Source organism: Flavihumibacter rivuli, from assembly GCF_018595685.2.
Classification (GTDB): domain Bacteria; phylum Bacteroidota; class Bacteroidia; order Chitinophagales; family Chitinophagaceae; genus Flavihumibacter; species Flavihumibacter rivuli.
Map to the genome: position 1 here is coordinate 3,882,354 of NZ_CP092334.1, position 25,836 is coordinate 3,908,189.

Sequence of the window (25,836 nt, forward strand, 5' to 3'; positions counted from 1 at the left end):
CACAAAGACGCCTTAGTGCTCCTTGGTGTCTTGGAGCCTTTGTGGCGAAAAAAACTACACCTTCACATAGATCTTCTTCTTATCCATCCACCAGGCGATGGCCCAGTAGCCGATGATCAGCAGCACTGCATACAACAGCGATCCATTCTCCGGCACATCACTCACCGGTTTGCAGATGTTCTCATAGAACCATCCCAGCGGACTCAGGTATTTCGGTTGTCCCTCATCGTTGAACCCATTCGGGATGCGGATCAGTCCAAGCGTTTTGGGCAATAAACCACTCAATACGAAAATGAACAGGGGGTTCTTGCCAAAAACATCGAAGAACCTGCTCCATCTTCCCTTCCAGCCCCTGAATTCGATCAATTGGATCATGGTCGCCAGGATGAGCAAGGCCAATCCTGTTGTGTACAACACATAAGATGATGTCCAGATCTTCTTGTTGATTGGAAAGACCAGTCCCCAGGCCATGCCAGCCAGCCACAATACTACGCCGGCCACGAAAAGATTGGCGACCATATCGGTGTTCTTGCCTTTTTGCTGGATATAATCCCCTACCAGGTAGCCGAAGATCACTTGCGCAATGGCAGGGAAGGTGCTGACAATGCCCTCGGGGTCGAAGGGGACACCTTCCCCTTTATAGAGGTGGTCATTGCCCAGCAGGTAACGGTCGATATGTGTGCCCCAGAAATTCTCCAGGCTATAGGGATCGTCGGGATGGCCCATCTGTGCGGTGAGCACCCAGTAACCCAAAAGAATGACGATGGCGGAAAAGAATGCCCCGCGCACCTTCCAGAAATAGGCGATCAGGGCGGCGAAGGTATAGGCCAGCGCTATCCTTTGCAGCACCCCGAAGATCCGGAGGGTGGAAAAGAGTTTGAATACCAGTTCCTGTCCTTCCCACCTCACAAAGGGAAACCAGTTGAGCAGCAGCCCAATGATGAAGATCAATGCCCCGCGCTTCAGGATCTTGGTGAGGGCGGCGGCTCTCTCCATCTGCTGCATCTTGGGCATCACGAAGGCCAGGGCATTGCCCACGGCAAAGAGAAAAAAAGGAAAGACGAGATCAGTTGGGGTGCAGCCATGCCAGTCGGCATGCTTCAGCGGGCCGTAGATATGGCTCCAGGTGCCCGGGTTGTTCACCAGGATCATCAGGGCAACCGTTGCCCCCCGGAAAACGTCGAGGGAGTAAAAGCGTTGGTTCATGGGGATATATTATGGTTTGGGATCGGTAATGTTGATCTTCGTTTGTGGATAAGGGTTAGTGGTGCACCGGTATCAGGGGATAGGCTTAATAAATGCGGAGGGAAGTTAGAAAGTTTTGGGAATAGTTGGTTGGATTAAGGGTTAGTGCTTAGTTGGTCACCCTAAACATTTTGAACCTCAGCGGGCGCGGCCGAAGGGGACCCCGATGTATAAAAGACGGAATATTTATGCGGCCACCAACTAAGCTCATCTTCCAACTGCCCGTTGGTCATCAGACACAACGGGGGTGACGGGGGATAGTGCATCTCATCATACCAGCGGGCGTGGTTGTAAAGGACTACCGATGAAATTCTCTCCTACTATTCATCAGGGTCCCCTTCGGGAGACCCTGCTGGGGAAATGAAAGTAAAGGAGACCCTGCTGGGGAAATGAAAGTAAAGGAGACCCTGCTGGGGATGAAGTAAAGGAGACCCTTCTGGGAAAAAAAGAAGCTGCTGATTTGGCGCAGCAAGGCTTTGCGTTCTTAGCCTGCCGATGCGAAAGCTAAGGCCGGCGATGCGCACTTTGCGTTACCCAAAACAACTCCGTACCTTTGTATTCCAAACACCCCTCCCATGCTATCACCTACAGCCTTTATCCATCCCAGCAGTATAGTAGACACCGGTGCCGTGGTGGGTGAGGGAACCAGGATCTGGCATTACTGCCACCTGATGCCCGGGGCTGTGGTGGGATCCAATTGCACCATTGGCCAGAATGTTTACATCGACAACAATGTAATAATTGGCAATGGGGTAAAGGTCCAGAACAATGTCTCCCTTTATAATAGCGTGAGCCTGGCCGATGAAGTGTTTATTGGCCCGTCGGTGGTCTTCACCAATGTGATCAATCCCAGGGCTTTTATTGAACGCAAGCAGGAGTTCCGTCCTACCCTGGTAGGCAGGGGCGCTTCCATTGGGGCCAATGCCACTATCATCTGCGGGGTAAGTATTGGGGAATACGCCATGGTGGGCGCTGGCGCTGTGGTGACCAGGGATGTTCCGCCCTACGCGCTGGTAATGGGTAACCCCGCTAGGGTGGTGGGGAAGGTGGACAGGGAGGGGAATACTGTGAGGGAGTAATACCCCCTCACGAGTAGTGCAGTTATTTCTTTTCCTTTTTATTCATTTTGTACACCCCTATCCGGTACTTGGACAGGTCTTTGATGGAGGGACTGATATAATCCACAGTGACATTCGGACCATTCACTTCCGTTACCATGCCCTGGCCCCTGTAATCCCAGTCATCCACAGCCATGAAAACGATAAAGTCTCCCTTTTCTACAGTGCCGATAAATGGCTTATGATTGATCTTGAGTTGGATTTTATGGTTTTCCACCTTCCTGGTGTCTTGGGGGAAGGGGGTATGAATCCTGAATCCCTTCATGTTCGTGGTGTCCCATCCATAACGGTTATTAATGTTGGGAACATAGAAACTGCCTTGGTTAGTTTCCGTGAAATACATCAATAAGGGCATGGACAACCTGCCCAGGTACCGGATGGTGCAATTGTTGATCTTCAGGCCGAAGGACTTCAACTGGAAATCGGGCAGGAAGCCCAGTTCCTCCGGATACCTGAAATGGATCAGGGAATTGCTGAGGACGTCTCCGCTATTGCCGTCCCATAGACCAATTGAAAGTATGGACTCCGCATACACATTGGACATATATAATGGGGCAAAACCTCCGCTGTAGCGGTGGATGATATTCACCACTGACCCGGCAATATTCACCCCATTGATGATATAGTGGCCAGGTTGGCTGGCACCGTACTTATTGAACACGAAAACAGTATGGATATTCTCCCAGGCCATCACATTGGAGATCTGGTTCAGTCTTTCCTGTCCCTGGCAGCCAACGAAGCCTGCCTTACAATTCTTGAAACGGATATTCCTGAACTCCAGCATTTCCCCGTTCTGGGTATAGCCATTGGGTGAAACAATTACCCCAATGGTAACATTCCCAAAGGTGCAGTCTTCCACCCTGATGCCGGTGCAGCCACCCCTGGTCTTCGGTCCCCGGTACCATTCCTTCAACCCGGGGTAGCCCCCATCTGCCGGAGGGGCACTCGTAAAAGGGTCCAGGCAAAGGGCCGCATAGGGGGAAAACCAACTGTCTCGGCAACTGGGGTCGCCGTATTTGTCGAAGTCGGATTTGTAGAAATCGGCCGTGGAGAGTGCGGGGGGCGTATAGGCACCTCTGAAATTGATCCCCCTGATGATACAGCCCACCCCTTTCTGGATCGACAAGATGGGCGCATCCTTGAAGGTGGCACGGATCTGGCTCACCCTTTCATTGTCTGAATAAGTTGCATTGCCGATGATCTTGATCGAGACCTGTTTGTATTCACTGCCATTCCAGTTATGGACGATCAGGGGTTTGTCGATGGTATAATTCCTTTCGATATACACAGTGCCATTGACCTTGGCTGCGGAATCCAGTTTGGATTGCAGTTCTTTCCAGTCCTTGTTCTGGGCCGCCAGTCCAAACGGGGCCAGGGAAAGCAAAAGCAGGAGTTTTTTCATTTTATCGGCTTGGATTTTGATTTTATGGGAGATCACCCGGTGGAAGGTAGGGGCCTTGAACCAATAGGTGATAATTCAACCCCTAATTAACTGATAAAATTGAAGATATTCAGCTGAAAGCTTTTGAATTATGATTTTTCCAGATATTTTTAAGTCCAGCGGGTAGATTACGCCTATCCTTATTGCAATCAATCCCAAGGACCTCCCTGAATCCATATCCTGTCTTAACCGTTTTACTTCGTAAACGAAAAGTTGCAGATGGCCGAAGCAGGAAAAGGTGTCACAGTCGTGATTTGCTGCTTCAATAGTGCTGCCCGCTTGGGCAGGACCATTGAACATCTGGCGGAGCAAAAACTGCGCCCTGGCTTTCCCATGGAGGTCATTGTCGTGAACAACGCTTCAGAGGATACCACTTTCTCCCTTGCCAAGGAATTACTCGCCATCTATTTCCCTTCCGGTAATTGTAAAGTTGTGGAAGAGCCAACTCCGGGCCTGAGCTTTGCCCGTAAGAAAGGCATCGATGCCGCTGCCTATGACTATGTGCTGTTCTGCGATGATGATAACTGGCTGGAGGAAAACTATGTACAAAGGTCCTTTGATTTCATGGAATCCCGGCTGGATGTGGCTATACTGGGCGGCAGGTCTATAGGGGTCTATGAATCCGATCCCCCTGAATGGTTCGAGAAGGTCAAGGTATCCTATGCTATCGGGGAACAGGCGCAAAAGGAAGGGGCGATGGAAGCGGTTTGGGGTGCTGGCATGACCGTGCGCAAGCAGGTTTACCAGCAGCTCTTTGCCATGGGATTCACCCACCTGAACTCTGACCGCTACAAGGATAAGTTGTTCTGCGGCGGGGATACCGAGATCTGTTATGCCATCGCCCGGATGGGTTACCTGGTCTGGTACCATCCAGGCCTGGTATTGAGGCATTATATTCCCCGGGTCCGTTTACAGCATCGGTATGCCCGTCGTTTATTTTTCTATATTGGCTATGCCTCCCCTTCCATTGCGGTTTACCTGCGGGAGACCGGTGATTTTAAGGAAGGCAGTTACAAAGGAAGCTGGGTCAAGGCCTTGACCAAATCGATGGCCAGGTTAGTCATCACCCTCCTCAGTTCAGGGGAAAGGGTGCAGAACAGGGTTGGATATTCCAAGGACTTCATGCTGGAAGTGGAGAAGGGCAGGATCCTCAGGCTCTTGCAATTGAAAGGGAAATACATTGCCCTGCGGCGGAAAGTGCTGGAAGCCCAATGGAATGGTGCCCGGCCCACCCCGCAAAAAGCTACTCCGCCGGTCATCAACTATGCAGAGATCATTTGATGGGTATTCCCTGGTGGGGTCCTTATAAAAATTACCGGCAAGATTTTTCCCGCTTGTCTGTAAGCCCGTGCACTTACTGCCCCAAGAGGGTCATTGTCATGGATTTATGTTCCTCCTGCCTTTTGCTAACTATTCAATTGTCAATCCCTTATATTTGCGCAATATTGGAAAGGGGTATCCTTTCCGGAACCAACTGGACCCTGAATTGGTTGGCTTAAGAATATGATCCGATCGCTACATAAGGTTATTTGATCTTCAACAAAGGCATAAGGGGGGAGCTGTCCCGTCTATGCCTTTGTCGCATATAACAGGGGTCCGGCTTTGTTTTTTAACCAGGTTAACCGGCAATCTTCCGGGAGGCAGATTAGTTTAAGCAGTAAAAAAAATAGTAACATTGCTTGCTTGGCAATTCGTTCAATATTTGATTTAAATGGTTGAAAATCAATTTATGCGAATTGTTTGGCATGATTGTAGTTGAGAGTGGCCCGTTCCAAAGGCCCGGGTGATCCTTTTGCCTGAAAATGCTTGGTCAGAGTCGTCGACTGTGACTGAGGTGGCGAAGCCCTGCCCGGGCGCATGGTTGTACGGTGAATTTGGTTAACTTAAGGCCTTTAAACAGTGAGTTCAGGAAATTGCGCTTATGGAAAAAAGATCCTGGTATGCCCTGTATACCAAGCCAAGGTGGGAAAAAAAGGTGAATGAACTCTTGCATAAAAAAGGGTTTGAAAGCTATTGTCCCTTAAATAAAGTACGGCGGAAATGGAGTGACCGGTATAAAGTGATCGAGGAACCGCTGTTCAAAAGTTATGTATTCGTTTGCCTCTCTGACAAGGAGAAGACCGATGTCCGCATGCTGGATGGGGTGGTGAACTTTGTGTATTGGCTGGGCAAGCCTGCCAGGGTAAAGCAGGAGGAGATCGAGAAGATCAAGCGTTTCCTTGGCGAACATTCCCATGTTGAAGTAGAGCAACTGCCGGCATTGGAACCCGGCGTGAAAGTGGTGATCAATGCCGGTGTTTTCATGGACCATGAAGCAAGGGTGATCACGGAGGGGAAAAAGGATGTAGAGCTCCTGATCGAAAGCCTGGGCCTGAAACTGGTCGCCAGGATCGGCAAGGACAAAGTGAGCATTCAATCTTGACCCGGATATATTATTAATGGTTTCAACTAATTATTGTTACCCCACAACTACTGTATGCTGAATAAGCTGATGCCTGGTGCAGTGCTCTTGTCTGCACTTTTTTTATTGGTTGGCTGTATGGCCAGTAAGAAGAACCATGAACAGCGCCTCTACCTGCAGGGAATCGATTCCCTCAAGTATAAGGAACTGGCCGTACCGGTACCGGTGATCAAAAAAGGTGACCTGCTGACCATACTGGTGTATAGTGACAGCAAGGATGCCACCGAACTCTTCAACCAGCCGCAAGGCGGAAGTACCGGTGGCGCAATGGGTGGAAACTCCAGTAACCTTTCTTCCACCGGCCGTGGCTACCAGGTGGATGAGAATGGCCAGATCTATTTTCATTCCCTTGGCCTGCTCAAGGTAGAAGGTATGACCAAATCTGAACTGGCTGTATTGCTGCGGGATAAGCTCAAAGTGTATTTACAGAACCCCTATGTCACGGTCCGGTATACCAATGCCAGGGTAACCGTATTGGGGGAAGTGGCCAAGCCCGGGGTGATCGAATTGCCTGACCAGAAAGTATCCATTTTGGATGTGCTCGGTTGGTCGGGTGACCTTACTCCCTTTGGCCGGCGGGATAATATTTTAGTGGTAAGGGAAATAGATGGCCAGCGGGTCACCGGCAGGCTGGATATCCGCAGTTCGGATATTTATGGATCGCCTTTCTTCTACCTGCAGCAGAACGACATGGTCTATATTGAACCCAACCGTCGCAAGCCGACAGGGAACGAGCAGGTGTTGACCCGCAATATTGCCATTGGTACCAGTGTATTGTCAGTGATCGCTATCATAGCCTCCCTGATCGCCCGATAACATCCCATTCAATCTACTATGGATCAATCCAGTGAAAGCTTTGCAATAAAGAAACCGGATTTCACCCCCATGGAACTGGTGTTCCGTTACATCAAGTACCTGCCCTGGGTGGTGCTGAGCCTGGTGGTCTTTTTTATCCTGGCCTATATCAACCTGCGCTATACCCCCAATGTGTATAGCGCGAGGGGGCAGATGATCATCAAAAGCGAATCTCCCTATTCTACCGGGGACGAAAAATTCAATAGCCTCTTCCTGATGGATCAGGGTCCCAACCTGAACAATGAGATGGTGATCCTTCGCTCCACCAACCTGGTGCAGCGGGTAGTGAGGGACCTCGGCCTCCAGACCGAATATACCGGTGTAGGAAAAGTGAGGTCGACCCTATTGTACAAGACCAGCCCCATCAAACTGGAGATCCTGAAGAAGAAGGACTCTTCCGCCGTCTATTTCAAGGTGATCCTCATCGATAACAAACGTTATAAACTGGAAGGGGAAGAGCAGGAAAAACTTTCCGGCCAGCCCTTTGAGACCCCCCAGGGCCTGTTTCGGATCACCATCCAGGATATGCCTTTTATCGAATTCGATACAAAGGAGTTTGAAGTTGCTTATTACCCCGTTGATATTGCGGCGGAGCGCATGATCCCGGCCATAAATGTTAAGCAGGTGAATGAACAGGCCAATATCCTGGACATCTCCTTCCAAAGCACCGATATGCAGCTGGCCGCTGATTTTGTGAATTCCCTGATGGAGGAGTATGCCCAGCTGACCATCGAGGACAAGAATACCATTGCCCAAAATACCATCCGCTTTATTGACGACCGTCTTGACTCACTCAAGTCAGAATTGTCCGGGGTGGAAAATACCATCCAGCGTTTCCAGGAGACCAACCAGGGCATTGCGCTGGAGTCGCAGTCGGAACTTTATGTGAGCAGTATGAGTGAGATGGACAAGAAGACAAATGAGGTATTGGTAAGGAAGAAGGTATTGGAATGGCTGCGATCCTACCTGGCCAGCAAGGAGAATGACAACAATACGGTTCCCGTTAACCTTGGGGTGGAAGAGACTTCTATTATCCCTCTGATCGGTGCTTACAATGATTTACAGGTCAAGAAATCTGCCTTGTTGAAATCCACCACTGCCCAAAACCCAAAGGTAGTGGAGATGAGTACCAGCCTGGATAAACTCCGCCAGGACCTGGTAGAGGCCCTGAACAGTGTGGAGCGGGCCTATGATATTGAATTGGGGCAATTGCAGCAACGCTATAATCTGATCCAGCAAAAAGCCGTAAGCATCCCGGGTAAAGCCCGCCAATTGCTGAATGTGGAGCGCCAGCAAAAGATCAAGGAAGAACTCTATTTGTTGCTGCTTTCCAAGAAAGAAGAAGTGGCCATCGGAGCCGCTTCGGTATTGCCCAATTCTTCGGTACTGGAGAAGGCTACCAACCGCGGCAGCCTGGTAGCGCCGATCCGGAAATCAGTGTTCATGAAATTCCTGCTAATGGGGCTTGCCCTGCCGGTATTGATCATCGCGCTGATCGAATTCCTCAACGATAAGGTGACCATCCGGAGTGATATTGAAAAACAAACAGGGGCGCCTATTGCCGGTGAGATCGGCCGTTCCGAGGATCCCAGTCCCCTGCTGGTGACCCAGCAGAACAGGAGTTTCATCACCGAACAATTCCGGGCCATCCGCAGCAATATGGCCTACCTGGCCAGCAACGCGAAGAAGCCCACCATCCTGGTGACCTCCTCGATGAGTGGGGAAGGAAAATCCTTTATCAGTACCAATGTAGGTGCAGCCTATGCGTTGGCTGGTAAGAAGACCCTGATCCTGGAATTTGATATCCGCAAACCCAAGGTGGCTTCCAATCTGGGTGTGAGTACCCGAAAAGGGTTGTCGAGCTACCTGGTGACCAATGACGATCCCGAAGACCTGATCACCAAGGTACCTAATGTGGATGGGCTGTATATCTTCCCTTGCGGCGTGATACCGCCCAACCCGGCAGAAATGCTGCTCTTCCCCAAGATGGATGAATTGTTCGCCTGGGCCAAGCGCAATTTTGATGTGGTGATCATTGACTCGGCCCCGGTAGGTGTCGTGAGCGATGCCCTGACCCTGGGCAAATATGCCGATGCCACACTTTTCATTGTAAGGCAGGGCTATACCCATAAGAAGATGATCGAGATGGTGGAGAAGATCTACCAGCAGAACAGGTTGCCCGGATTGTCCCTGGTGATCAATGACGTGAAAGCGCAGCCCGGCTATGGCTATGGCTATGGTTACGGCTATGGTTATGGTTATGGCAAGAAAGGCTATATGGGGGATTATTTTGATAGTACAGGTAAATCCAAAACCTCTTTCCTGAAAAGCCTGTTCTCTAAAGACAAATGATGTGATCCTGATTGTTGGGATAATTAGAAATGTTGATCCTATTCCATTAATTAAATTATGCAATGCCATTCGAAGAAGAATTAGTTATAGAAGCGGGCCAGTCGGAAAGAAATTATTGGCGCGACTTGTGGAGGTTCAGGGAATTGTTCTATATCCTCAGCTGGAGGGATATCAAGGTCAGGTATAAACAAACTGTAATTGGTGCGGCATGGAGTATCCTCCGTCCCCTGCTGACCACCCTGATCTTTGCGTTCATTTTTGGCCGTGTGGCCAAGCTGGAAAACCCTGGATCCGCGCCTTACCTGCTGATGGTGTTCGCGGGGATGCTGCCCTGGCAATTCTTTGCCAATGCCATGTCGGATGCCAGCAATAGTTTGGTGGGCAATGCCAACCTGATCACCAAGGTTTATTTCCCGAGGATGATCGTACCGGCCAGTTCCATCATTACCAGTTTCGTTGATTTTGCCATCTCTTTTGGCTTGCTGGTATTGATCATGGCGTGGTACCAATTCCTGCCACCCATCCAAGTGTTGCTATTGCCAGTATTTATCCTAATTACCTTCCTTTGCGCATTGGGCATTGGATTGTTCCTCACGGCTTTGAATGTGAAGTATCGCGATTTCCGGTATATCGTTCCCTTTATCGTTCAGTTTGGTTTGTATATCACTCCTGTTGGATTTAATAGTAGCGTGATCCCCGATAAATGGCGAATGATCTATATCCTTAACCCCATGGTTGGGGTGATCGACGGGTTCCGCTGGTGCCTGCTGGATGATCCCTTCCGGATGGATTCCTTCCTTGCCAGTATCGTGCTCATGGTAGTGATGATGGCGGTCGGGATAGGCTATTTCAGGAAGGTGGAAAAGACCTTTGCAGATACGGTTTAATTAAGTGTAGTTGTAAATTTTGAATAAGCATTTCATGGGTGATTATATCATAGAGATCTCCAATGTTTCCAAGAGCTATACCCTTGCACATGAGGGGAAGGAGAAGTATACGACCCTGAGGGAGGAGATCACCAGGAAGGCGAAGTCCTTTGGTGCCTTCCGTAAGCCAAAGGCCAATCCTGAACTTTCTTCAACAGAAGAATTCTGGGCATTGAATGATGTTTCCTTCAATTTGAAACAGGGGGATAGGGTGGGGATCCTGGGCAGGAATGGCGCGGGTAAGAGTACCTTGCTGAAAGTGTTGAGCAGGATCACCGAGCCCACCAGGGGAACCATCAGGATCAGGGGCCGCGTGGCTAGCTTACTGGAAGTAGGAACGGGTTTCCATCCTGAATTGACCGGAAGGGAAAACATCTTCCTGAATGGTGCCATTCTCGGCATGAGCAGGAACGATGTGCGGAAGAAGTTTGACGAGATTGTAGAGTTTTCAGAAGTGGAGAAGTTCCTGGATACCCCTGTAAAGCGCTACAGTAGCGGAATGTATGTTCGCCTGGCCTTTGCGGTGGCTGCCCACCTGGAGCCGGAGATACTGATCGTGGATGAGGTGTTGGCAGTTGGGGATGCACAGTTCCAGCGGAAATGCCTGGGTAAGATGGAAGATGTGAGCAAGGGAGAGGGCAGGACCTTATTGTTCGTGAGCCATAATATGGCCAGTATCCAGAAACTCTGTAACGATGCCGTGTTGATGGAAAAGGGACAGGTGCTCTTTCATGGAGGTACCCAGGAGGCCGTAACCATGTACCTGAACAAGAACAGGCAGGGCGAAGGCAATTGGGGGCACAGGCATGGCAACGGCCATGTGAAACTCCTGGCCATTGGCCTTGAGTCCAATGAAGGCCGTGCACGGAATGAGTTCATCATGGGTGAAGATGTGTATTTCCGCTTGCGCATCCAGTTCGAGCGGGATGTGCAACACCTCGATATTGGCATGAACTTCAAGAACCTTATGGATGAGACCATTACCCATATTACCAACCTGGATTCCGGTTATGAATTGTCGGGTAGGGAAGGGGAAGTGAAGGATATCCTGGTCAAGGCTACCAATATCTGGTTTACACCGGGGCAATACAATATTGATATTGGGATCGTTGGCCAGGATAAGGAATTCGATATCATTGAGAATGTTGCCGACTTCCAGATGATCCAAAGCAAGGACATCCACCGGCCGGGGATCTTCCCTTCCCATGTAAAAGTATTTACCAAGTCAATTTGGGAGGCCAGCTGATGAATCCCGGGAAATTACCTATCTCAGCCATTGTGGTCGGGAAGAATGATGGTGACCTGTTGCCGAACTGTTTATCCCGCCTGGGGTTTTGTGATGAATTGATCTATGTGGACCTGGGATCCACTGACGGATCTGTTGCACTTGCCGCCGGTTTGGGAGCTACCGTTATCCATCACGAACCGGTTCCGATCGTAGAGATCGTGCATGCCGGGTTATACCAACAGACCAGGCATCCTGCAATCCTGGTGACCGATCCGGATGAAGTATTGGATGAAAATCTGGTAGCTCAGATGCCAAGGTTCCTTGAAAAAATTACAAACGAAAAGGATAATTATGCGGCAATCTATGCGCCAATGGTAAACTATTTTCAAGGATATAGGCTAAGAGGGACAATTTGGGGAGGTGATTATTTGGGTAGGATTATTCTGGTTAACAGGGATAGGTTTGTTTTTGCCCCTTATGTACACAATGGACGGTTACCCAAAGATGGATTTAATGTATTGAATATACAGTTTCAAGGAAATAATGTTGTTCATCACTTTTGGGCTAGATCAAGAAAGCAGCTAATTGAAAAGCATAGGAGATATATTCCTAAGGAAGGAGAATCCCAATATAATAAGGGCTTAAGAACCAATTTAGTTAAAGTAATCCAAACGCCTTTTTTTGCATTTTATGAGTGCTTCATTAAGCATAAAGGTTATAAGGATTCCTTTCAAGGCCTCTGGCTTTCCTGTTTCTGGGCCTGGTACAAATACAATAGCCAGGTACAATTACTAAGATACCAGAGATCGGCCTGAGCGGACCGGTTCACTAGTCATCCATCAACCCATCCTATCGCATATGTCAATCATTTCAAGGTTAAAAAACCTTTTGACAAAGGACACTATTCAGATTGAAGAACTGAAGAAAAGTTTTGTCCCTTACTTGCCTGCTAATCCCAGTATCCTGGAAGCGGGTGCCTGCGACGGTAATGACACCCAGGAATTGGCGCGCTTATGGCCCAAGGGCAAAGTATATTCCTTTGAGCCGGTACCGGAAATGTACAAAAAGGCCGCAGAAAGGAATAGGCAGGAGAAGAATGTAAAGCTCTATCCCTTTGCCCTGAATGATTCAACAGGCAAGGTGACCATCAATATCAGTTCGGGAAGGTCCAATGCGTCCAGCTCGATCCTGAAGCCAAAAGGCCACCTGGACGTGCATCCTGATGTCTTGTTCTCCGAATCGATCGATGTGCCTTCCTTTACCATTGACGATTGGGCCTGCAATGAAGGCGTTACCCATATCGACCTCATGTGGCTGGATATGCAGGGCGCTGAATACAAAGTATTGAAAGCCGCACCAAGGATCCTGCAGACCGTTAAGTTGATCTATTCAGAAGTGAGTTTGATCGAAACCTATGAAGGGGTGGTCTTGTATCCCCAATACAGGGACTGGCTGGCGATGCAGGGATTCAAAGTGATCCGGGAAGACCTGCCTTATGAGGATATGGGGAATGTGTTGTTTGGCAGGGTATAGAAGAAGGAAGAAGAACTATGAGTAATTCGCTTGAGCAGCCGCTGGTTTCTATTGTATTACCAGTAAAGGATCACCTGCGCTTCATTGATGCCCGGCTGGATTCCATCCTGTACCAGGATTATGCAAATTGGACCTGTCATGTGATAGACGGTTGTTCAACCGATGGTACCTGGCAGCGTATCGTGGAGCGGGTAGGAAAGGATCCCCGGTTCCAATTGGAACAGCGGGAACCCCGCGGGATCTATGATGCCTGGAACTATGGCATCCGTAGTGCTAAAGGCCAATACCTCTACATCGCCACCAGTGATGATACCATGGAGCCGAATGGCATCAGCAGCTTTGTAGCGCACCTGGAGCAATACCCGGCATGCGGAATGGCGCATTGCAATCTCCGGATCATTGATGAGCATGGACAGAATGTAGAACCCAATCCCTGGGACAAATACCTTCCCCAGCAATTCTACGGAAGCAAGATGAAGGAATTGCATATCCGGAAGGCTCCTGTAGATGGCCTGTTGCATTCAGTATTGTTCACCATCTATACTTCCGTTACCCAATTGTTTTTCAGGCGGTCTGTCTTTGATGAGGTGGGCCTCTTTTCCCTGCAGTTTGGGGCAAAAGCGGATTTCGAATGGGGAATGCGTGCAAGTTTAATTGTGGACGTATTACATGTGCCTGAGTATTTAGCTACGTGGAGGACCCATCAGGAACAAGTTACAGCAAAAGAATCTCGTTCAAAATCTTCTGTTTATAAGGAGTTGGCCTTGATGGTTGAATCCGCTTCAGTTAGCGGCATATTTAGCTCTAAATATTTGTCTAGATATTATCGTAGTAGGATAGTTGAAATTGGCTGCATTGAACGACCAAAGCGCTTCCAAAGACTTATATTCATAATGATGCAGTTTTTTAAAGATCCCTTGGCTGTAATTGAATATTTTAAATGCAAAGGAGTCAATCCTCTTCAGGTTGCTTCCATTAAACTTGCAGAATCTGGATTCAATAACAAGCCTTGATTTGTGGGACGCCTTGCAAACTAGTCGATGAAAAAAGTATTGATCATTACCCCCACCCCTACCCATCCGGATACTGCGGGTAACCGTAAGATGGTAAAATACCTGGCTTCCTTCTTCAAGGAAAGGGGGTATGAGGTGCATTGTTTATACCTGGCTTTTGAACAATACGATAAGGCCGCAATGAAGGCTTTTTTTAATGGCCATCTTTTTGAAATAGCCAAGGATGATCTTTACAGGACCAGCTTTAATCTCCATCAGCTATCCTTACGGTTGAGGTTGAAATGGTTCAGGGTAGCTGTTAGGTTAAAGAAGTGGTTGGGGCTGATCGGCCAGGATGATTTCCTGTATAATTCCCATCTTGACCAGCATATTGGTATCAATGCACTGGACGCAGCAAGAAAACTGATCGATCCGAAAGCCTATGACATTGTTGTCTGTGAGTATGTTTGGATGTCCTCCCTCTTGTCATTGTTCGGGTCAAAAACCTTTAAGATCATTGATACCCACGATAAGTTTTCCGACAGGTATAAGGTGTTCCAGGAACTTGGGAAGAAACCGGAATGGATCAGTCTTTATCCTGGTGAGGAAAAGCGAGGATTGAAAAGAGCTGACTTGATCCTGGCTTTAAATGAGAACGAGAGGAATTATTTTTCACATCTGACAGGACATAAGACGATTTTGTTTGGATGCTTACCAGGTTATTCACCTTTGCCTAGGAAAAGTTTTGAGAAGCATCTATTGTATATTGCCTCTGCCAATGAATTGAATTTGTTGAGTATAAATTGGTTTATTAAAGAGGTTTTTCCCTTAGTGCAAGAAAGTGATCCAATGGTTAAATTGATCATCGGTGGCAGGATAAGCTCCAAGGTTCATTCTGATAACCCAAGTATTGAGATGATAGGAGAGATTGAAAGCGCTTTGGATTTTTATAAATCGGGTGACATTGTAATTAACCCTGAATTGGGTGGTACTGGCCTAAAAATTAAAACACTAGAAGCCTTATCCATTGGAATGCCTATAGTTGCTACTACCAGTGGTGCTGCTGGAGTGATGCAGCCAAATAAGGACCATATATTAATTGGTAATACTTCAGTGGATCTTGCTGGATGCATCATTCGTCTTTTGAAAGATGAAAGACTGCGAGTTCAAGTTAGCGAAAATGCGATTCAGTGGTTTAAGGATTATAAGTTGTCAATTGAGAAAGGGCTTTTAGACGCAGTTGGGGTAGTTTGATTGGCGCAGGTTATTTTTCAGTATACTATAGTGGTTTATGTTGTAAAATTCCTTAGAGAGAATTGTTCGGCACTTACTTAATCCTCGTCTTTATCTAGAATGAGAGTTGCAATAATTACTCGCGATCAGAATCGCAGCCCTAAGATTTTGGCAATAGGCCTTCAGGATATGCTAAAGAAAATTGGCATAGAGTCTAAGATTTTCTTTGAATCCACAGGGTATTTGCAACGAATATCTTCGGTTTTTCGTAGAACACGCTATCCTATTAGCTTTCACTATAGGTTAAGGAGAAAACTGAAACATCTTACTATTGATTGGCAGATTACTAAGGAGTTAAGGCAGTTTGATATAATTGTAGTCTCAGAATGCACCCCGAATGCCTTTTGGAAGGGTTATATGGATATTGAAAAGCTAAGGGAGAAAACAGGAAAACCAATAGCGCTTTATGAAGTTTATTATTTAGGAAATTCTGAAACGCACACGAAGGGGTTAAAAGAAAACGGAGATTATGGTATTGAAAGATATGATTGGCACTTCTCTGTTTCAGATACTACAGAGGTTAAGTCATCTCCTTTAAATGCAATTAAATGGTCTGTTATTGGGTTGAATTTGGATGTTTTTAAGATTGAAGTTAAGAGGCGCTCAGGTTTTATGACTTGTTTTGATTTTCCTCAATTTGGGTATGAGAAGATACGTAGTGAACAAATGGAAGTCGTTGCTGATCTAGGTATTAACAAAGTTATTTTGGAAGGCGAATATGAAATGGAAGAGATCAGAGAAGTGTATTCAATGTCCTCAGTGTTATTTGTTCAATTTCCAGAGGCATTTGGCTTGCCTATTGCCGAATGTTTGGCATCTGGATGTAAGATATATGTACCTAATATTTATTGGGCTATGTCCTGGCGTCTGCAGGATGAAAATGGAAATTGGTTTTTACCTGAAGAGTGCTTTACTATCTATAAAGATGCTCAAGACCTTAAGAGTAAATTGTCATATTTCTACAGCAGCTATGATGTTGATAATACACCAAAGCTAATCAGGGATGCTTTCTTAAAGTATTATCCTGATTTCTATATTGGTGATGCTAAATCTCTTGAAGTGGGGTTGAGTAATTTAGTTGGTTAGTTCAATCCAGCAGCTAGAAGGTTGTCGATTTATGAAGTAAATAAAAATTCTTTTTTAACCCCTTCCATTATTTGTAATCAGCTATTTACTTCAAAATACATTTTGATTAATTCCGATGTCTTTCTTGTGATTAAATTTGAAGCCACGGCATGAGTGATAACATTAAGGTTTTACATTTGGTCCCATATCATCATTTATTACCCCCAATGAATGGGGGTGGATTGCGTTGTTATCACCTGTTGAAGGAAATGAGTGAGCAGTTCGAGGTAGATGCAGTGGTATTGCAGCGACTTTCAGGACCGGTCCAGCCACTTTGCCCTTACGCTTCATTTATATATCCAACTTCCGGCGAATTTGAGCGGTTTAAAAAGGCGGGTTTGCTTAAAAGGATTTGCCGTTCCCTGGTGTACAAATGGAACACCGGTTTTTATCGCCTGGGGGCTGACTTTAATTATTTGCTCATGCGGCATTTGCTGGGGTCGAAGCCATTGGCCCATGATTATGATGTAATTGTTTTCGAGCATTACCAGAGTATGCTACTGGCTCCTTTGTTGCGGAAAAAGTATCCCAATAGTTTGTTTGTTTTGGATGCCCATAATGTGGACCATCGGTTGTTGTTGGAAGAGCAGGAGAAAAAGCCGACTGCCAATTTTGACATTCTGTATAAATATGTTCATAGGCTGGAAAGTGAATTGGGGAAATATGTTGACCAGGTTTGGGTTTGCAGCCAGTATGATGCAGAGATCCTGGCGGAACTTAATAAAGGGGCAGTTAGGATGGTGGTGGTCCCTAATGGGGTGGATACAGATGAAAAACTTCCTGTTCATTGCAGTAAGCCCATAACTGAACCCATCTTGCTTTTCTGTGGCGACTTGAATACTGTAGCCAATAGTGGCGGTTTGGTTTGGTTTCTTGATCAGGTTTACCCTCAACTGAAGGAGCGGTTCAAAGGGATTAATTTGCTTATTGCAGGAAGTGGAAATGATAACCCCATTTTCAATCAGTATAAGGAGGATCCTTCCGTAACTTTCATGGGAAGGGTTGATGATCTCAGGGAATTTTATTCCCTTGGGCATATCTCCATTGCGCCATTATTGGTAGGTAGTGGTACCCGCCTGAAAATCCTTGAGGCGTTAAGTTTCGGTATTCCAATGGTTGCTACAGGCAAGGGCGCTGAAGGTGTTGATTATATCAATGGAAAGCATTTGAAGATAGCAGATGCTCCCAACGAGTTTGGACAGGCCATTGCGGAATTGATAAATGATGGCGAACTGAGAAGGACATTGGCTACCAACGGGCGTGAGTTTGTTGTAAATAATTTTGATTGGGGGGTGATCGGCAGAACAGCAATTAATAGTTTAACCAGAATCTGAGAATGGAAAGGCCTTTAGTAAGTGTATTGATGACTTCCTATAACAGGGAGAAATATATAGCGGATGCCATTGAAAGCGTATTGGCCTCTACTTGGAAGGAACTTGAATTGATCATCTGTGATGATGGCTCCAAAGATAAGACTGTAGAAATTGCGCGTGCATACGCCGAAAAAGATACCCGCGTGAAGGTATTCATTAATGAAAGGAACCTGGGTGATTATCCCAACCGGAATAAGGCAGCTTCCCATGCGCAGGGTAAATACCTGAAATATGTGGATGCAGACGACCTGATCTACCCATGGGGACTTGCGCATTTGGTGGAATGTATGGAAGCCAATCCAGTGGCAGGATGGGGTTTATGTTCACTAAACCAGGACAAGGAGCGGATATTTCCTTTTGTGCTGAAGCCTGAGCAGGCCTATCTTTATCACTATAAGGGCCCCGGTCTTTTTCATAAAGCTCCACTTTCTGCCATCATCAGGAAAGATGTTTTTAATGCCGTAGGTGGATTTTCCAATATGCGGATGGTTGGGGATTTTGAAATGTGGCATCGCTTGGGTCAACGATACCCGGTATTGTTGATGCCGCATGGCATGGTTTGGTACCGTGTGCATGGAGAACAGGAAATGAATAGTTTTAAGAATTTTGAAGGCGCATATGATTCCATTATGGTTAAATATCTGACTTCAAATGCCAGTCCATTGAGTTTAAAAGATCGCAGGGATTGTATTAATTCGATTAAGAGAGTTCTCCAAAGGAAGATGGCAAAAGCTATAATTAAACTTGATAAGAATAGCTATGTAGTATTCAATGATTTGATTAAAGAGTTAAATAATATTTAAATGCTTTTTGCCAAGAAGGTTTTTAATTTTTTTTCAAATTTGATTAGAGGCTTTTATTGGATTCTATATTCGTGGAAATATGATATAGGTCAAAGAGCTTCAGTTGATTGGAGTTCAAGAATTGAAGGAAGGGGAAATGTTGTATCAGGAAGTGACTTTAGAATGGAGGGGAATTCAAAATTGATTTTGGCTAAAGGATCAAATTTAACTGTAGGTGATTATTGTTATATAGGAAAAAATACTTCAATTGTTTTAAGTGAGAATTCTGAGTTTACAATTGCGAATAGATCTGGAATCGAGTCATCTTCATTTATAATTGTTCATAGTAAATGGGAGTTTGGAGAGGGTAGTTCGATAGCATCGTTTTGTCAGATTTTTTCAAGAGAGCACGGCATTTCTGGGAAGTTTATCGTTGGTAATGGTAGTCGAGTTGGAGATTATTCAATTATTGATGTTAGCGGTGATATCTATATAGGGAATAATGTTGCAATTGGTCCACGAGCAACAATATATACACATGACCATGATTATAGGAATAGTCGGGCTATACCATGGAAAGGTAAAGCATTGACCAAAGCAATATCAATTGAGGATGGTGTTTGGATTGGTTCCAATGTTACTATTTTGCCTGGCGTAACAATTGGAAAAGGTGCTATAGTGGCCGCTGGTTCTGTAGTAAACAAAAGCATTGAGCCGTTTTCTCTCTATGGAGGAATTCCTGCAAAGAAGATTAAAGAACTTTGATATTTTCAATTTTCCATTCAAGTTAATGACTGGAATTGTGAATTCCTGTTAATTCACAACTGCGGAATTTTGTCAGAATTCAAAGTTGTATTCAGTTTCGTTGACAATAAGTTGTTTTCGGCTTTTAAAAAAATAAAATAAATAAATTCAAAAAAGAAATGAGTGCTTCTGTAAAAATTGGCATTATAGGATGTGGTAGGATTGCTCAAAGACATGCAGAGCATATTAATAATAAGGCTTTGTTGGTTGCAGTATGTGATATTGATCCTGGAAAGGCAGATGCTCTTGCAGTAAAGTATAATGCTAATCCATATTACTCAGTAGAAGACATGTTAGCTTCTGAAACTCAAATGGACGTTGTAGCAATTTGTTCTCCAAATGGACTGCATGCCGAACATGCCATCAAGGCCTTGAATAAAGGATATCATGTATTATGTGAAAAGCCTATGGCACTGACTGCAGTAGATTGTGGTGAAATGATTAAAGCTGCTGAACGGGCTAATAGGCGTTTGTTTGCAATCAAACAGAATCGGTTCAATCCGCCAGTCGAAGCTGTAAAGCGCATTTTAGAAGAAGGTCGTTTAGGTAAGGTTCTTAGTATTCAACTAAGCTGTTTTTGGAATAGGAATCCAGATTATTACCATAACTCCTGGAAAGGCACACTAAAGTTAGATGGTGGTACTTTATACACTCAGTTTAGTCATTTTATTGATCTTTTATACTGGATGATTGGTGATGTTAAACATGTGCAAGCTTTTATGGGTAATCTTGCTCATCAAGGAATTATTGAGTTTGAAGATACTGGGGTAGTTATTTTGGAGTTTAATAATGGAGCAATTGGAACCATAAATTACACCGTAAATAGTTACAATAAAAATATGGAGGGGTCCCTTACAATTTTTGGTGAAAAGGGGACAGTTAAAATAGGAGGTCAGTATCTTAATGAACTAGAGTATCAGCAGATTGAAGGTTATGTTATTGACGATTTGCCAGAAGGTAATAAAGCAAATAATTACGGAAATTATCAGGGTTCAATGAGTAATCATGATAAGGTATATGATAATTTGATTGAGGTTCTCTGTAATAATGCTACAATTTCAACTAGTTCATTTGAGGGTTTGAAAACTGTTGAGATTATTGAAAGGATCTATCGTGCGGCGGTTAAATTGTAAAGATTTAATGAATAAATTTTATTCGAATGTTCCATCCACAGATATTTGAGTGTAAAGTTCGCGAGGATGTTAAATTTGGTGAAAATGTGCGTATTGTTATGCCTTCTAATCTTTACGGCTGTACAATAGGAGAAGATTCTTTTGTAGGACCATTTGTTGAAATTCAGAAAGATGTCATAATAGGCAAAAGGACAAAAGTTCAATCACACTCGTTTATTTGTGAGTTGGTTACTATAGGAAATGATTGCTTTATTGGTCATGGAGTGATGTTTATTAATGATCTTTTTTCAAGTGGTGGACCTGCGCGAGGTAATAAGAGTTTATGGAAGTCAACAGTTGTAGGCAACAATGTTTCAATTGGTTCAAATGCCACTATTCTTCCCGTTCAAATCTGTGACAATGTAGTTATTGGTGCTGGTGCAGTAGTTACGAAGGATATTTTGTTACCTGGGATTTATGCGGGAAATCCTGCCAGAATAATTAGGTCTATTAAATAAAAGAATACATGAAAGTTCCATTTGTTGATCTAAAAGCTCAATATTTAAGCATCAAAGGCGAGATTGATGTAGCAATTAGATCTGTTATCGAAGAAACTGCATTTATTGGCGGGAAATATGTTGATAGCTTTGAACGTGATTTTGGAAATCTTTATGGGGTTGATCATGTTGTGTCTTGTGCTAATGGCACTGATTCTCTATATATAATTATGAAGATGCTTGGAATTGGTTCTGGTGATGAAGTTATTACTGTTGCTAATAGTTGGATTTCAAGTTCTGAAACTATTAGTCAAACTGGTGCAACTCCTGTATTTGTTGATATTGATCCCAATTTTTATAGTATCGATGAGCTGTTGTTAGAAGGTGCTATAACCTCTCGGACTAGAGCTGTAATAGCAGTTCATCTTCATGGACAGATGTGCGAAATAGAGCTGATTAAGGGTATTTGCGATAAGCATGGGCTTTATCTTATTGAGGATTGCGCTCAATCTCATTTTTCTGAGTTTAAGGGAAAGAGAGCGGGGTTATTTGGAATTGCGGGCTCATTTAGTTTCTATCCTGGTAAGAATTTGGGTGCTTATGGAGATGCCGGGTGTATAATTTCGAATAATAGCTCCTTTGCTGATAAATGCAGGATGTTTTCTAGACATGGCGCATTAAAAAAGCATCAACACCAAATAGAAGGAATTAACAGTCGCTTGGATGGAATTCAGGCAGCAATTTTGAGTGCTAAATTACCGCACATACTAAATTGGACTTCAATGCGCATTTATAATGCAAGTTTATATAATAAATATTTATCTGATATTCCTCAGGTATTGATCCCTCGTTGTAGACCAGATTCAGTTCACACCTATCATTTGTATGTAATTAGAGTAAAAAAACGTGATGAGCTGATGGAATTTTTGACAAAAAGTGGTATTGAGACTTCTATTCATTACCCAACTGCTTTACCTAATTTGCCAGCTTATAAATATCTAGGAAAGAATCCAGATGATTATCCTGTTGCTTCATCAATGCAGTCAGAGATCCTTTCTCTTCCTATGTACCCGGAGTTAACTGAAGATCAAATTCAGTATGTAGCCCGTACTATTCAAGAGTTCTATGCCTGAAGTTCCTGACTTTAAATTGACAGGTAAAGTTATATTGGTCATATCTCCACAAGAGTGGGGTAAAATGTTTGTGTCTAAACACCATTATGCGATAGAGCTGGCAGGTCGTGGAAATGACGTTTATTTCTTAAATCCTCCTTCTTCAAGTGTTGGTTTTGATGTATCATTTACCCAGCTTAAAGAATACCCAGGTTTAACTATAATTGATCATCAATTATGGTTCCCAGTTAATTTAAAGTTCCATGCAATAAGTGTATTTCATTTTTTAATGAGCTTTCATATTAGAAGGGTTCTAAAAAATCTTCCTAAGAAGCCTGATATAATATGGTCATTTGATTTAGGTAACTTCTATCCATTTAATCTTTTCCCCAATAAATCTTTAAGAATATTTCATCCAGTTGATGAGCCACTTAATAAGACAGCATTTGATTCTGGCGAGGGGGCAGATTTGGTGTTATCGGTAACAAATGAAATATTGAGTAAGTATGCTTTTATAAACTGCCCTAAGTTTTTCATTCAACATGGTGTAAGTGCATCGTTTTTAGATGTAAAAGTGAAATCTTCAGTAGGAAAGCCTATCAGGGTTGGATTCTCAGGTAATTTATTAAGGCGCGATATTGATAGGTTAACATTGTTGCGATTAATTAAGGAGAATAGTGATCTCGTGTTTGATTTTTGGGGAAGTGTTAAAGTTTCTTTTTCAAACTTGGGGGGTGATATGGGTAAAGAAACTAGAATGTTTATTGAAGAATTGCAAAATCAGCCTAACGTAGTTCTGCATGGACCTGTATCAGCAAAAGAATTAGAGCTTGGGCTTGCAAGTGTGGATATGTTGTTAATTTGTTATGATATTAGCAAAGATCAATCTGGAGGTACTAATTATCATAAAGTAATGGAGTATTTAGCAATCGGGAAAGTGATAGTTTCAAATAATATTACAACCTATGCTGGAAGAGATGATTTAATTACTATGTGTAAGAGTAGAAAGAATAATGATGAATTACCAGGGTTGTTTAAAAAGGTAGTTAATAGTCTTGAATATTATAACTCTACCTTAATGGTTGAAGGAAGACGGTCCTACGCTGCTGAGAATACATATAGAAAGCAAGTTCAGCGCATAGAAGAATTATTGGGAAATATTAAAATTAGAATATAGTTTTCTCATTGATATTGATTCGATTACTTGATTTATTGAATGATTCCTTGGTAATTTTATAATGTATATTTCTTGTTTCTTTTGCTTCTTTGAATGATTTGTGATTTTAATTCAATAGTGTTTTTTTGGCGGTTAATTCAAGTTTCTTGAATCATGGAGTGTTGTGTAAATAATCGGATAAATTATTAGATGTCGAATCTTAGCATTTCTTACTTCATCAGCCACCCTATACAGTATTTCGCTCCTTTGTTCAAGGCACTTGCCAGGGAGGTAGATCTAAAAGTGTATTATTTTTCCGACGCAAGTATCAAAGGGGACCTGGATAAGGAATTTGGGACAAAGATAAAATGGGATATCCCATTACTTGAAGGGTATGCTTCAGAGTTTTTGCCCAACTATGCGGGCTCCGGAAGTTTGGACAATCATCTTTTCGATGTTTTCAATCCCGGGGTGATCAGCAGGATCATGAAGGATGGACGGGATATCGTCATTGTCAATGGGTGGTCCTATAGCTCAACCTTACTGGCCATTGTTGCCGGCAAGCTGGCCGGCAAACAAGTATGGTTAAGGGCTGAATCGCCACTGAACCAGGAGCTCCGCAAGGCTTCCTGGAAACTGACCCTGAAAAAGACCTTCCTGAAGTATTTCCTGTTCAAACCCTTTATAGATAAGTTCCTCTACATAGGTTCCCAAAACAAGGCTTTCTATCAATATTTCGGTGTGCCCGAACACCGGCTCATTTTTACCCCCTATGCGGTGGATAATGATTTTTTCCAGGCAGCCCATGTTTCCATGAAGGGGAAGGAGGAGGAGATAAAGCGGCAACTGCAACTGCCGGCCGGAAAGAAAGTCCTTCTCTTTTCAGGAAAGTATATTGAAAAGAAGCGGCCGATGGACCTGCTTAAGGCCTTCCATCTCTTGAACCGGGATGACCTTGCCCTGGTGTTTGTTGGCGAGGGGGAACTCAGGCGCCAAATGGAGCAATATATACGTGAATACCATTTGAACAACGTGTTCCTTACCGGATTTGTCAACCAGTTGGATATTCCCAGGTACTACCAGGTTGCAGACATCTTTATCATGTGCTCCGGTATCGGCGAAACCTGGGGCTTGTCGGTGAATGAGGCCATGAATTTTGAAAAGCCCGTGATCGTATCCAGGACCTGTGGCTCCAGCTATGACCTGGTAAAGGATGGCGTGAATGGCTATACTGTGGAAGAAGGGGATGTGGATGGTTTAGCCGATGCCATCCGGAAGATCATAGAGGTGGAAGGGTTCGCTGAAAAGGCAGGGAAGGCTTCAGGTGAGATCATCCGGGATTTTTCTATAGGCCAGATCGTAGCGCAAATTGCCAATAATGTCAAGAAAGGGTAGGATGAATATTCAAAGGATTTTGATCGTTGGTTCGGATAATATTTGGTCGATCGAAAGGATCTATGCCAGACACCTTAAAGAGTTAGGTGTAGCAGTAGAGATCTTCCCGGCCCAGAATCTTTTTCTGGCTTCCTATAACAAGTCCTTGGTCAATAAACTATTGTATAAGGCTGGATTATCGAGGATACTTCATGGTGTCAATCAAAGCCTCCGCCAACATATCGAAAAAAAACGCCCCGATGCTGTTTGGGTTTTCAAGGGGATGGAGGTTTTCCCTTCTACCATACAATGGATCCATTCCCTTCGGGTACCCGTAGTGAATTACAATCCCGACAATCCTTTCATCTTTACGGGCTCTGGAAGCGGTAATAAGAATGTTACCAGGTCCATCCGTGCATTCGACCTGCATTTCACTTATAGCCTGGCGATCAAATCCCAATTGGAAAAGATAGGTTGTAAGGTTGCCCTCTTGCCTTTTGGTTTTGACCTGGCAGATAAGGACCTGGAGGCAGCTGCGGCTGCCCCTGAAATACTGAAGCTCTGTTTCCTGGGGAACCCTGATAAGGACAGGGCCTCCTTCATCCGGCAACTGGCTGATGGCGGAATACAGATCGATCTTTTCGGGAACAATTGGGGTGCATTTATCAGCCATCCCAATATCGGGATATTCGACGCCGTTTATGCAGGCGATTTCTGGATCAAACTCAGGCAATACAGGGTTCAACTCAACCTCATGAGGGTGCATAACCTGGATTCCCATAACATGCGCAGTTTTGAAGTGCCTGGCATCGGCGGCATCATGCTTGCACCCGATACGCCGGAACACCGACTGTTTTTTAAGGATGGCGAAGAGGCCTTCCTGTTTACTGATGCGACTTCCTGTATGGAGAAGGCCAATCAACTCCTGCGGCTGGATAAAGCCGGCGCCGACAGGATCCGTGAGAATGCGCGAAAAAGGTCCCTGGCATCTGGCTATAGTTATAAAGACCGTTCTGCAGACGTATTAAAGGTCTTAGCATCCCTATGAGCAAGCTGG

23 protein-coding genes are annotated in these 25,836 nt (G+C 44.7%); 21 read left to right on the forward strand and 2 right to left on the reverse strand.

Features of this window, described 5'->3' with window-relative positions:
- Nucleotides 1–54: 54 nt before the first annotated feature.
- On the reverse strand, nucleotides 55–1,206 hold the full coding sequence (locus KJS94_RS16450; RefSeq protein WP_214448344.1) for an acyltransferase family protein: 1,152 nt from the start codon (nucleotides 1,204–1,206) through the stop codon (nucleotides 55–57).
- A 614-nt stretch (nucleotides 1,207–1,820) separates the two neighbouring features.
- On the opposite strand from KJS94_RS16450, the gene KJS94_RS16455 reads away from it, so the two are divergent.
- A complete protein-coding gene (locus KJS94_RS16455) occupies nucleotides 1,821–2,324 on the forward strand; it encodes an acyltransferase (RefSeq protein ID WP_214448343.1) in 504 nt (167 codons plus the stop codon).
- 22 nt (nucleotides 2,325–2,346) lie between these two features.
- On the opposite strand, the gene KJS94_RS16460 is transcribed toward KJS94_RS16455, so the two are convergent.
- On the reverse strand, nucleotides 2,347–3,765 hold the full coding sequence (locus tag KJS94_RS16460; protein WP_214448342.1) for a hypothetical protein: 1,419 nt from the start codon (nucleotides 3,763–3,765) through the stop codon (nucleotides 2,347–2,349).
- Nucleotides 3,766–4,023: 258 nt separating this feature from the next.
- Here KJS94_RS16460 and KJS94_RS16465 point away from each other — a divergent pair, with 258 nt between their 5' ends.
- The 20 genes from KJS94_RS16465 to KJS94_RS16560 all read left to right on the forward strand — a co-directional run bounded on the left by KJS94_RS16465 (nucleotide 4,024) and on the right by KJS94_RS16560 (nucleotide 25,827).
- The gene (locus tag KJS94_RS16465) at nucleotides 4,024–5,085 is read left to right on the forward strand and encodes a glycosyltransferase (protein ID WP_214448341.1); all 1,062 of its coding nucleotides are present in this window, start codon (nucleotides 4,024–4,026) and stop codon (nucleotides 5,083–5,085) included.
- A 640-nt stretch (nucleotides 5,086–5,725) separates the two neighbouring features.
- Nucleotides 5,726–6,226: a UpxY family transcription antiterminator gene (locus KJS94_RS16470; RefSeq protein ID WP_214448340.1), complete on the forward strand. Its 501-nt coding sequence runs from the start codon at nucleotides 5,726–5,728 to the stop codon at nucleotides 6,224–6,226.
- 54 nt (nucleotides 6,227–6,280) lie between these two features.
- Entirely contained in the window at nucleotides 6,281–7,081 is an 801-nt protein-coding gene (locus tag KJS94_RS16475) for a polysaccharide biosynthesis/export family protein (RefSeq protein ID WP_214448339.1), read from the forward strand.
- 18 nt (nucleotides 7,082–7,099) lie between these two features.
- Entirely contained in the window at nucleotides 7,100–9,472 is a 2,373-nt protein-coding gene (locus KJS94_RS16480) for a GumC family protein (protein WP_214448338.1), read from the forward strand.
- 62 nt (nucleotides 9,473–9,534) lie between these two features.
- Nucleotides 9,535–10,359, forward strand: a complete 825-nt coding sequence (locus KJS94_RS16485) for an ABC transporter permease (protein ID WP_214448337.1) — start codon at nucleotides 9,535–9,537, stop codon at nucleotides 10,357–10,359.
- 19 nt (nucleotides 10,360–10,378) lie between these two features.
- A complete protein-coding gene (locus KJS94_RS16490) occupies nucleotides 10,379–11,644 on the forward strand; it encodes an ABC transporter ATP-binding protein (protein ID WP_214448336.1) in 1,266 nt (421 codons plus the stop codon).
- On the forward strand, nucleotides 11,644–12,441 hold the full coding sequence (locus KJS94_RS16495) for a glycosyltransferase family protein (RefSeq protein WP_214448335.1): 798 nt from the start codon (nucleotides 11,644–11,646) through the stop codon (nucleotides 12,439–12,441). The genes KJS94_RS16490 and KJS94_RS16495 overlap by 1 nt, the downstream gene beginning before the upstream one ends.
- Before the next feature lie 43 nt (nucleotides 12,442–12,484).
- Nucleotides 12,485–13,159, forward strand: a complete 675-nt coding sequence (locus KJS94_RS16500; RefSeq protein WP_214448334.1) for an FkbM family methyltransferase — start codon at nucleotides 12,485–12,487, stop codon at nucleotides 13,157–13,159.
- Between the two features lie 17 nt (nucleotides 13,160–13,176).
- Nucleotides 13,177–14,172 carry a glycosyltransferase gene (locus KJS94_RS16505; RefSeq protein WP_214448333.1) on the forward strand — a complete coding sequence of 332 codons (996 nt, stop codon included), beginning with the start codon at nucleotides 13,177–13,179 and terminating at the stop codon, nucleotides 14,170–14,172.
- Nucleotides 14,173–14,199: 27 nt separating this feature from the next.
- Nucleotides 14,200–15,405, forward strand: coding sequence for a glycosyltransferase family 4 protein (locus KJS94_RS16510; protein ID WP_214448332.1), 1,206 nt, complete (start codon nucleotides 14,200–14,202; stop codon nucleotides 15,403–15,405).
- Between the two features lie 99 nt (nucleotides 15,406–15,504).
- Entirely contained in the window at nucleotides 15,505–16,530 is a 1,026-nt protein-coding gene (locus KJS94_RS16515; protein WP_214448331.1) for a glycosyltransferase, read from the forward strand.
- Nucleotides 16,531–16,736: 206 nt separating this feature from the next.
- Entirely contained in the window at nucleotides 16,737–17,903 is a 1,167-nt protein-coding gene (locus KJS94_RS16520; protein ID WP_214448330.1) for a glycosyltransferase family 4 protein, read from the forward strand.
- A 2-nt stretch (nucleotides 17,904–17,905) separates the two neighbouring features.
- On the forward strand, nucleotides 17,906–18,745 hold the full coding sequence (locus KJS94_RS16525) for a glycosyltransferase family 2 protein (RefSeq protein ID WP_214448329.1): 840 nt from the start codon (nucleotides 17,906–17,908) through the stop codon (nucleotides 18,743–18,745).
- The gene (locus KJS94_RS18220; protein WP_305856245.1) at nucleotides 18,746–19,489 is read left to right on the forward strand and encodes an acyltransferase; all 744 of its coding nucleotides are present in this window, start codon (nucleotides 18,746–18,748) and stop codon (nucleotides 19,487–19,489) included.
- Between the two features lie 158 nt (nucleotides 19,490–19,647).
- Complete coding sequence (locus KJS94_RS16535; protein ID WP_214448328.1) at nucleotides 19,648–20,661, forward strand: Gfo/Idh/MocA family protein; 1,014 nt, start codon at nucleotides 19,648–19,650, stop codon at nucleotides 20,659–20,661.
- A gap of 26 nt (nucleotides 20,662–20,687) precedes the next feature.
- Complete coding sequence (locus KJS94_RS16540; RefSeq protein WP_214448327.1) at nucleotides 20,688–21,158, forward strand: acyltransferase; 471 nt, start codon at nucleotides 20,688–20,690, stop codon at nucleotides 21,156–21,158.
- 8 nt (nucleotides 21,159–21,166) lie between these two features.
- Nucleotides 21,167–22,270, forward strand: a complete 1,104-nt coding sequence (locus KJS94_RS16545; RefSeq protein WP_214448326.1) for a DegT/DnrJ/EryC1/StrS family aminotransferase — start codon at nucleotides 21,167–21,169, stop codon at nucleotides 22,268–22,270.
- Entirely contained in the window at nucleotides 22,263–23,426 is a 1,164-nt protein-coding gene (locus KJS94_RS16550) for a glycosyltransferase family protein (RefSeq protein WP_214448325.1), read from the forward strand. The genes KJS94_RS16545 and KJS94_RS16550 overlap by 8 nt, the downstream gene beginning before the upstream one ends.
- Nucleotides 23,427–23,615: 189 nt before the next feature.
- Nucleotides 23,616–24,800, forward strand: coding sequence for a glycosyltransferase family 4 protein (locus KJS94_RS16555; protein ID WP_214448324.1), 1,185 nt, complete (start codon nucleotides 23,616–23,618; stop codon nucleotides 24,798–24,800).
- Nucleotides 24,784–25,827 (forward strand): CgeB family protein, encoded by a 1,044-nt coding sequence (locus KJS94_RS16560; protein ID WP_214448323.1) that lies wholly within the window; start codon nucleotides 24,784–24,786, stop codon nucleotides 25,825–25,827. Before KJS94_RS16555 ends, KJS94_RS16560 begins: the two co-directional genes overlap by 17 nt.
- Nucleotides 25,828–25,836: the final 9 nt, after the last annotated feature.